Source organism: Betaproteobacteria bacterium, from assembly GCA_016720925.1.
In the GTDB taxonomy this organism is placed as follows: domain Bacteria; phylum Pseudomonadota; class Gammaproteobacteria; order Burkholderiales; family Usitatibacteraceae; genus UKL13-2.
Genome location: JADKJR010000034.1, coordinates 1 through 8,804 on the forward strand (window position 1 = coordinate 1; position 8,804 = coordinate 8,804).

10 protein-coding genes and 1 pseudogene are annotated in these 8,804 nt (G+C 57.1%); all 11 read left to right on the forward strand.

Features of this window, described 5'->3' with window-relative positions:
* Positions 1-843, forward strand: an 843-nt coding sequence (locus IPP88_22680) for an acetyl-CoA C-acyltransferase (protein ID MBL0125355.1), incomplete at its 5' end; no start/stop codon positions are given.
* A 336-nt stretch (positions 844-1,179) separates the two neighbouring features.
* Positions 1,180-1,752, forward strand: a complete 573-nt coding sequence (locus tag IPP88_22685; protein ID MBL0125356.1) for a hypothetical protein — start codon at positions 1,180-1,182, stop codon at positions 1,750-1,752.
* 139 nt (positions 1,753-1,891) lie between these two features.
* Positions 1,892-2,785 (forward strand): hypothetical protein, encoded by an 894-nt coding sequence (locus tag IPP88_22690; protein ID MBL0125357.1) that lies wholly within the window; start codon positions 1,892-1,894, stop codon positions 2,783-2,785.
* Positions 2,761-3,576, forward strand: a complete 816-nt coding sequence (locus IPP88_22695; GenBank protein ID MBL0125358.1) for a hypothetical protein — start codon at positions 2,761-2,763, stop codon at positions 3,574-3,576. The genes IPP88_22690 and IPP88_22695 overlap by 25 nt, the downstream gene beginning before the upstream one ends.
* Positions 3,577-3,745: 169 nt before the next feature.
* Positions 3,746-4,674 (forward strand): annotated as a pseudogene (locus tag IPP88_22700) (formylglycine-generating enzyme family protein).
* A gap of 142 nt (positions 4,675-4,816) precedes the next feature.
* Positions 4,817-5,998 carry a sulfatase-like hydrolase/transferase gene (locus tag IPP88_22705; protein ID MBL0125359.1) on the forward strand — a complete coding sequence of 394 codons (1,182 nt, stop codon included), beginning with the start codon at positions 4,817-4,819 and terminating at the stop codon, positions 5,996-5,998.
* On the forward strand, positions 5,950-6,489 hold the full coding sequence (locus tag IPP88_22710) for a hypothetical protein (protein MBL0125360.1): 540 nt from the start codon (positions 5,950-5,952) through the stop codon (positions 6,487-6,489). The genes IPP88_22705 and IPP88_22710 overlap by 49 nt, the downstream gene beginning before the upstream one ends.
* 332 nt (positions 6,490-6,821) lie before the next feature.
* Positions 6,822-7,127: a hypothetical protein gene (locus IPP88_22715; protein ID MBL0125361.1), complete on the forward strand. Its 306-nt coding sequence runs from the start codon at positions 6,822-6,824 to the stop codon at positions 7,125-7,127.
* A gap of 34 nt (positions 7,128-7,161) precedes the next feature.
* Complete coding sequence (locus IPP88_22720) at positions 7,162-7,347, forward strand: hypothetical protein (GenBank protein MBL0125362.1); 186 nt, start codon at positions 7,162-7,164, stop codon at positions 7,345-7,347.
* 47 nt (positions 7,348-7,394) lie between these two features.
* Positions 7,395-7,922 carry a hypothetical protein gene (locus IPP88_22725; GenBank protein ID MBL0125363.1) on the forward strand — a complete coding sequence of 176 codons (528 nt, stop codon included), beginning with the start codon at positions 7,395-7,397 and terminating at the stop codon, positions 7,920-7,922.
* Entirely contained in the window at positions 7,907-8,443 is a 537-nt protein-coding gene (locus IPP88_22730; protein ID MBL0125364.1) for a TonB-dependent receptor, read from the forward strand. Before IPP88_22725 ends, IPP88_22730 begins: the two co-directional genes overlap by 16 nt.
* Positions 8,444-8,804 lie beyond the last annotated feature (361 nt).

Genomic DNA, 8,804 nt, shown 5'->3' on the forward strand with positions numbered 1-8,804 from the left:
CAGCGGTTCGATGCGATCACCAGCATCACATTCAGGGACATCAGACTCGATATCCCCAGCGTGAAAAACCGTTCGAGCGGCAAAAGCATGGGCGAGCATTGCGAAGAGATGGCAAAGCAGTGGAAGGCGCCGCGCGCGATGCAGGACCGTATCGCCTATGACAGTCATTCGCGGGCGGTGAAGGCGATGACCGACGGGTTTTTCAATGAACTGATCATCAATGTCAATGGTACCGCGAAAGACGGCATTCCGCGCGCCGACTCTACGTTGGAAAAACTGGCGACATTGAAGCCGGCGTTCGACCGCACTGGGGCTGGCACGGTGACTGCCGGCAACGCTTCTCCGCTCACCGATGGCGCGGCCGCGATCTGGGTGGCGAACGAAGCGGGGTTGGCAAAGTTGCCCAGCAATGCGCGACGTGTGAGACTGCTCGATTACGAAATAGCCGGTGTCGATATCTTCGCAGAAGGATTGCTGATGGCGCCCGCCTACGCGATCCCGCGTCTGCTGGCCCGTCATGGTTTGATGCTCGCCGACATCGACCTGTGGGAAATTCACGAAGCGTTCGCCGCACAGGTGTTGTGCAATGTGATGGCCATTGAAAGCGAGACGTTCGTGCGCGGGAAAGTGAACGTCAATCATCCGCTGGGCAAGTTTCCGTGGGAGCGGTTGAATCCCAATGGCGGCAGTGTCGCCATCGGTCATCCGTTTGGCGCGACGGGCGCAAGAATTCTTTCGCAGGCGAGCAAGGAGCTGTCTGCCATGGGTGCGGGCCGGAAGGCGATCGTGAGCATTTGTGCGGATGGCGGACTGGGGACGGTTGCGCTGCTGGAGTCGATCTAGCACACGACTGACGTCGGGGCAGTCGCCAGTGTAGCCGCGCGGCAACCATGCAAAAGGACAAGTTCAGTTCCGGCCGCCATCGGTAATCTGCTGATTCGCAATGATTGTTGGCGATTGAGAAGCAAACAAAATATTGTTTTGAAGATAGCTCCGCATGGTTTTCATTGTCAGCAATTGCGCCCAGACTGCGGTTTGCAATCAAGTACCACTCACAGAAGTTTCGTTGCCATTCAGGAAAGCTTTCAGTACTGCCCTGCCAACGATCGTCTGGTCACCTTCCGCCGCACACGTTCTGGAGCGAATTGAACCATGCTGTGTGCGGACCAATGGAAAATCATGCGTCGATTTCTAAGTTACCTGCTGGCGTGCGTTCTGCTGAACACCGTCGTCAGCGGGGTTAATGCGGAGAACCTTGTCTCTGTAAAGACGGAGGCACTCCCCGCATTTTCCGGTTCGCCGGACGTCATGTTCGCTGTTTCCGGGCGACCTGTCATCGTCCAACGACATCAACTGTGGCAGTTGGACGATGCCCGCAAGGAATGGATTCAGATGACCTGGCGCCCCGCCGGGAGAATCCTCGGCTCAATCACAAACGGGCAACGTCCGTATCTGCTGATTGAAACCAACGCTGGGGCGGGCGTCAGCCACGTTGAACCTTATCCCGATTCGACGATCCCGCCAGCGAAGGCATTGCCGCCTCTTCCGCAGCCTCTCGCGCAATCGAAAGGCGCCGTGCTTGGCGGCGTGTTGTACGTGACCGGTATTGCTGCGGATGGGGCGACCCACTGGCAGATGATTGATCCCGCAGGACCTCAACCAGCATGGAAAATTCCCGCGCCCACAACAGCCTTGCCGACCGACATTTCTTCGCTTGTCGCCCAAGACGCTGCCCTCTATGCCACGGCCTAGACTGCCCGGCGACAAGGGTGATCAACTTTGGCGCTGGACCCCGGCCGCGGGTTTGAGCCGGAGTAGTGCGTTGCCTGGCACGGTTGTTGATGGCGCAGCGCGTGCTACGGGCCAGGCACATTTACTGTTTCTGGTTCAAATGAGCCCGACTACTTCGACACCAGGCGCATTACAGTTGATCACCTACCACACCATTACGAACGGGATATCAGAGCAAGGAGCGGCAATTCACGCAACGGTGCTGCGCGGCGCCGGTCTGGGCAACGGAATTTTCTGGGAACATGCGGTGCAGAATCCAGGAAGCGCGGAATTCAGTTTTTCCGAGATCGAGGGAAGCAAACTTCTGCTTCGCCCACTCGACTGGGTCATGATTGTTGTATATCTGATCGCCATCGCCGGCATAGGCGTCTACTGCTATTGGCGCGAGGAAAAACAGTCAACATCGGAATTTTTCGTCGGCAATCGGACCATCCCGTTCTGGGCGGCCGCCGTGAGCCTGTACGTCACCAGCACCAGTTCCATCGGTTATATCGCGACCACGGCCAAGGCATTCGCCACCAACTGGCAATACCTGATGGGCAATCTGATCAATGTTTTTGGTCTGGTTTTTGTAGCGATCTGGATCGTGCCGATGCTGCGCCGTCTGAAACTGGTTTCTGTATTTGATTATCTGGAGCAACGTTTTCATCCGTCGGTGCGGATGATGGCGAGCGCCATGTGTATCGTGCTTCACCTTGGCGGACGGATGAGCATCATCCTATTTTTGCCTTCGCTGGCGATCGCGACCATCACCGGTTTTGACATGGTATGGAGCATCCTCATCATGGGCGTGGTGACGATCGGCTATACCGCATTGGGCGGCATGCGGGCAGTGATCTGGACGGATTTCCTGCAACTGATCGTCAAGGTGGGCGGCCTGATCTTCGCCCTGGTCTTCATCTGGCTGAAACTGGATGGCGGGTATCGAGGGGATGGTCGCCGTGGCAGACGCCGCCGGACAAAACGAAGATGCTCGACTGGAGTTTCGACCTGACCAAGGCAACGGTCTGGGGTTTTGTTTTTCTCGTCCTGATGGAAATCGTGCTGACCTTTCCGAAAGACCAGGTATTGATGCAACGTGTATTTACGACCAAGTCCGACAAGGAGGCCGGGCAGTCCGTCTGGCTGTTTGCTGCGATCATTTTTCCCGGTGCCTGCCTGTTCTATCTCATCGGCACCGGCTTGTGGGTGTTTTACCAGAGCCACCCCGAGCGGATGAATCCGCTGCTATCGGTCGATGCCACCTTTCCACTCTTTATTGCAGCAGAACTGCCGGCGGGCATCACGGGCCTGATGATCGCCGGCATTTTTGCCGCTTCCATGGCAACCTGTTCCAGCATCATGAACAGCGTTGCCACGATGGTCTCCGTGGATTTCTACGAGCGGCTGGCAAAGAATCCAACGCAGGTTGCAAGCATTCGCTTGGCGGAATTCGTCACGGTCGTCGCCGGCGTGATCGGCATTAGTCTGGCGCTACTTCTCAGCCGCTACAACATCGGCTCCTACCTCGACGTGGCGCTCGAAATGTACGGGCTGCTGGGCGGCGGTTTCGGCGGCGCCTACACACTGGGCATGTTCACACGCAGGGCAAACTGGCAGGGCGTGCTGATCGGCATGTTCGCCAGCATCGTGTTGACCTTTGCCGCATGGTCGGTGAATCTGGTGCATCCTTTTATCTACTTGGCGATTGCAATTCTCATTTCCATCGTGTTCGGCTATATCGGTAGCTTGTTCTTTCCGCCTCCGGCACCTGAGTCGCTCAAGGGGCTGATCATTCAGCGGTAACCACCAGCTGGCGTCCGGCGATGCCATTTGCAACCATCATCGACTGCAACACGGAGGCGTAAATCAAGTGACTCGTTGGAACATACTCCGGCAGAGTGTTGGCGCTGCGTGCCTAGCGTTCGCGCATGTCGCCACATTGGCATCCGCGAGCGTACCGGGTACGAAAGAAATGCGACTGATCCCCGCCGGCGAGTTTCAGATGGGAAGCGTCGAAGACGCGGCCTGGCCTGAGGAGCGCCCCGCGCACAAAGTGCGTCTCACTCATGCGTTCCTTCTCGATGAGACGGAAGTGACGAATGCGCAGTTTCAGCGATTCGCACGCACGACGGGTTACCAAACTGTCGCCGAGCGGCCCATCGTCCTCGCCGAAATCATGCGGCAGCTGCCGGCGGGAACGCCAGCGCCGGCGAAAGAGAAGTTGCAACCGGGCTCACTTGTCTTCGTGATGCCTGCAGGCGAGGTCGACCTTACAGACATGTCCCGCTGGTGGTACTGGACGCCCGGTGCTAACTGGCGCGCACCCGAAGGCCCAGGCAGCAGAATCAGGAATCGCGCCAATCATCCTGTCGTGCACCTGGCCTGGGAAGATGCGAATGCCTACTGTCATTGGGCAGGCAAGCGCTTGCCGACCGAGGCCGAGTGGGAGCGGGCCGCGCGTGGGGCATCGACGGCCAGCCTTACGTCTGGGGCAACAAGAAGCCGAGCGCCGCCGCGCCGCGCGACAGCTGGGCTGCCAACATCTGGCAGGGGATATTTCCCACGCGTAATGACGCGGCCGATGGCTTTGCCGGGACGGCGCCGGTCAGGAGCTACCAGCCCAATTCCTACGGCTTGTACGACATGGCAGGCAATGTTTGGGAATGGACGGCAGACTGGTATGACCCGAATGCCTATGTCACGCGCAAAGGACAGAATGTTGTGGACCCAACCGGACCCTCACTTCCACTGGACAAGCAAATGCGCCGAGCACAACGGGGTGGTTCTTTCCTGTGCCACGCCGATTTCTGCTTTCGATACCGCCCGGGCGCGCGGCAGGGCGCCGCGGCAGACAGTGGCACGTCTCACGCGGGGGTGCGCTGTGCAAAATCGCTTTCCTGATACGGCGATATCGCGCGGGACGGCCTTGGGCGCGCACGGAAATGACGCAAGACACGAGCCACCAATATGTACAAGGAAAACAGGATGACACAATTCGGTATTTGCCTCCTTGCGCACTTTGGGTTTTGTTGCGTTTCTGACAGTGCACGCCGCTCGCGCCGCCGAGCAACCGAATGTCATTTTCGTGCTCGCAGACGATCTCGGCTACGGCGACCTCGGTGCCCACGGTCATCCGCGTTTGAAAACACCAAATCTGGATCTGCTGCGCGGGCAAAGCATGCGGTTTATCGACCATCACGTCGCTCCTATGTGCACGCCCACTCGCAGCGAGTTGATGAGTGGCATTTCGGCATTTCGCAATGGCGCGTCGGCTGTTGCGCAAGGTGGCACCACCGTCCGCCGCGAGTTGCCAATGATGCCGCAGTTCTTCAAGGACAGCGGTTATGCGACCGCGCATTTCGGCAAGTGGCATCTGGGGGACAACTATCCCTTCCGTGCCCAGGATCGCGGTTTCGATCTGTCAATTGGTTACAAAGGATTCGGCATTGATTCGGTAGCGGGTGAATGGGAAAACGATGCCTTCGACGACCGTTACTGGCGCAATGGCACGCTTACAAAAATCACGGGTTACAACACGGACGTCTTCTTCAGCGAGTCGATACAGTGGATGCGGCAGCAAACCCGGCCATTTTTCGTTTATCTGGCCACGACCGCGTCCCACGAGCCGTACTACGTTGAATCCCGCTACGAGAAACCGTACGAGGATCTCGGCAAAGTGCGATCCGCATTTTTCGGCATGACCAGCAACCTCGATGAAAATGTCGGTCGCCTGCTAAGATTTCTGGACGAGAGCGGGCTTGCCCGAAACACGATCGTCATTTACATGACTGACAACGGGACCGGTGATCGCACGCTTTTTTTCAATGCCGGGATGCGCGGACGGAAAGCTTCGCTCTACGATGGCGGGCACCGGGTGCCTTTCTTTATTCGCTGGCCGACGGGGGTAAAAGGCACGCCGCGAGACATTGATACACTTTCGCGCAGCACGGATGTACTTCCGACAGTGATCGGCCTGTGCGGACTGAAGATCAACAAGACTGCCGAATTTGAGGGGCGCAGCCTCAAGCCGCTGCTGGAGGGAAACTCGGTCCCGTTTCGGGATCGCAAGGTGGTATTCAATACGGCCCGAGTGGCCCGGTCTTCAATGACTTGGACAGCGCCGTACTGTGGAACATATGGGGCCTGGTGCAGGGCCCGGAGCTCTATGACATCACTGTGGATCCCGGCCAGAAAGCCGATCTCGCGTCTGTGCGAGAAGACGTAGTACGCACCTTGCGCGTCTTCTATGAGAACTGGGCAAACGTTACAAGACCGCTGCTCGCGCTGGCGAATTTTAATCTGGTTGGCTCGCCTGCCGAGCCGGAAACATTGCTCACGTCGGCTGATTGGTGCGGGCCGTGGGCAGGTGATTTCAAGGAGTTGGGGCGCATCGACGTGCCCTTGTTCGGGGCGTGGAACATCGAAGCCGCGTCGGCCGGTGAATACGAGGTCCGCCTGTATTTGTTTCCGCCTGCGGCCGATACGCCGCTCAACCGGGCCTTGAGAAACGTGCCGGCGCGACCGGTGGCGGCCGCGCGCCTCCTTTTAGATGACAAAGCGCATTTGGCACAAGCGGCAGCCGACGCGAGCTATGTCCGGTTCACACTCGCACTCAAGCAAGGAGAGCGTCGCCGTATCGAGGGACAGTTTCTCGATGTTGCAGGCAAACCTCTATCTGGTGCGTTCTTTGTTCGGGTAAACCGGATTCATGAGTAAGCCAGTTCGCATTCACAGACACGAAAACTTGCGCAGGATTAAATGTTTCGGCGTTGTGAAACAGTATGAATCGTCATGCGCGTGATTTAATTCAGGCCGCTGAAACCGGCATTGGGCTAAAGAAACAAAAAGTATTTTTTGAATATGTCTCCAGAGGGTTTTTATTCTTTGCAATTGCGCCCAGACTCGCCCGAACTACATGAATGGTGGACGAACGGCTAGAAGACCGCACCATTACTTGTGTCGTGCCTTCCGTAACACCAGCCATAGGTGGCGGCAGGCAGTTCTTGATTCATCAACTCAACTCGGACAACCATGAAACACTTCCTAAAATGAAAGTCTCCGTCGCGGCGACACTGTCCGCGCTGGTGTTTGCATCGATCACCACCAGCGCTTACGCGCAGGACGCCAACAAGGCCAAATCAGAGGAAAGCAAGGACTCGCAGGTGGTTGAGACCATTACCGTAACGACCGGATCTCGCGCCGCCAAGGCGGTGGACAAGATTCCTGGTGCAATTACGGTGATTTCCAAGGAAGAAATTGTCGAGACACCAGCTGACGCAAGATGCGACGGCTATTCTGACAAGAACAGTGCCCGGCTATTCGGAAGCGACGCAACAAATGGCAAGCAACGGTGAAACGCTGCGGGGGCGATCTGCCCTTCGCCTTTCGATGGTGTCCCGCAAACCATTCCCGCTGCGTGAAGGAAACCGCACGAGTGTTTTTACCGATCTGGGGATTATCGAGCGCATCGAAGTCATCAACGGCCCATCCGCGTCAGAGGGAATCGGTGCGTCGGGCGGCATCATCAATTATTTGTCCAAGACGCCCACCAAGATGGGCAACGAGTTCTCCTGACGTCGCAGTATGAGACGCAATCACGCACCGATAGCGGCGGCTGGAAGGTGGGGTTCATTGGCGCCCACAAGAGCGATGCATTCGATGTGTTGTTTGCGACATCCTCTGCCGACCGTGGTATGGAATACGACGCTCACGGTCGCATGATCGGCATGGGCCAAAGCGGGGCGTCAAACGACTCGGAAACCAAGAATCATTTTGTGAAGCTTGGCGCGAACTTTGGTGCCAGCGGTGAGCAGCGCATGACGGTGACCTCGAGCCGCTTTCTGATGCGAGGCAAAGGCAACTATCTTGAGCTCGTCGGTAACCGTGCGCTGGGATTAACTGACACGTCCGTACGGGGAAAAACGCCTGGCGGCCAGACCGAGTTCAACGAATTCAATCAGAGCATATTGACCTATACGCATTCAAACCTCCTCGGTGGCGCGCTCAACGTTCATGCCTACCGGGCGGATCAGCACACGCGCTTCTTGTCCGAATGGGGCACCACGGACTGTCAGCCGCTCAAAAGCGACAATTCCAACCTGAATCGGGGTAACAGGATCCGCGGATCGCGGCGTTGGGGACGCTTGTAGAACAATCCGAAATTGAATCGAAGAAAAAGGGTGTTCGCACAAACTGGAGTACCGACCATCTGGCGGGAATCAATGATCTTGAACTGAATGCAGGCGTCGACGTCGTCGAAGATACGGCCCAGCAAAGGCTCGCCCTCACGGACCGGCTCTGGGTGCCGCCAATGAAGTACCAAAGTACCGCCCCGTTTGCACAGCTCTCTTATAATGCCGGCCCGGTAACTGTCAGCGCAGGCGTGCGTCACGAAGGCGGTGAGCTCAGTGTGGATAGTTACACCACCGTCTGGGCAACAAGGAGCCCATCCGTTGCGGGCCTGGGCGGCTTCGATGTGGCAGGCGGCAAACTAAAGTATTCCGAATCGCTGCCAAATTTCGGTTTGGTGGTTCGCCTGCCGCAGGGATGGTCGGCCTTCGCTTCATACAGCAAAGGATTTACATTGCCGAACGTCGGTATTCCGCTGCGAAACGTCAATGCCGGGCAGATCGGTTGGTGGTCTGTATGCCGATTTGCAGGCGGTCGTTAGCGATAACAAGGAAATCGGCTTTACCTGGCGGACCAATAGTGGCTATCTGACAGCATCAACCTATCGCTCCTATTCCGAGCTTGGTGCCTCGGTTGCAGGCAATGCGACCGTTGAGATTTTGTTTTGACGCGCAAGCCGGTTGAAATCAAGGGCTATGAGATGTCAGGTGAATACGCATTCAGCAAAGAGCTGAAAGCCAGCGCCTTGTATTCACATATGAGCGGCATGACCTCGGCGACTCCAGGCGATTCCTGGACAAACCCTTCCGCCACTGACGATCGAACAAATGCCAACGACATCAGCCCCAATCAAGCTGACGACCTCAGTTACGTGGAAGTACGCAGAGGCAGGAGTCTGCGAC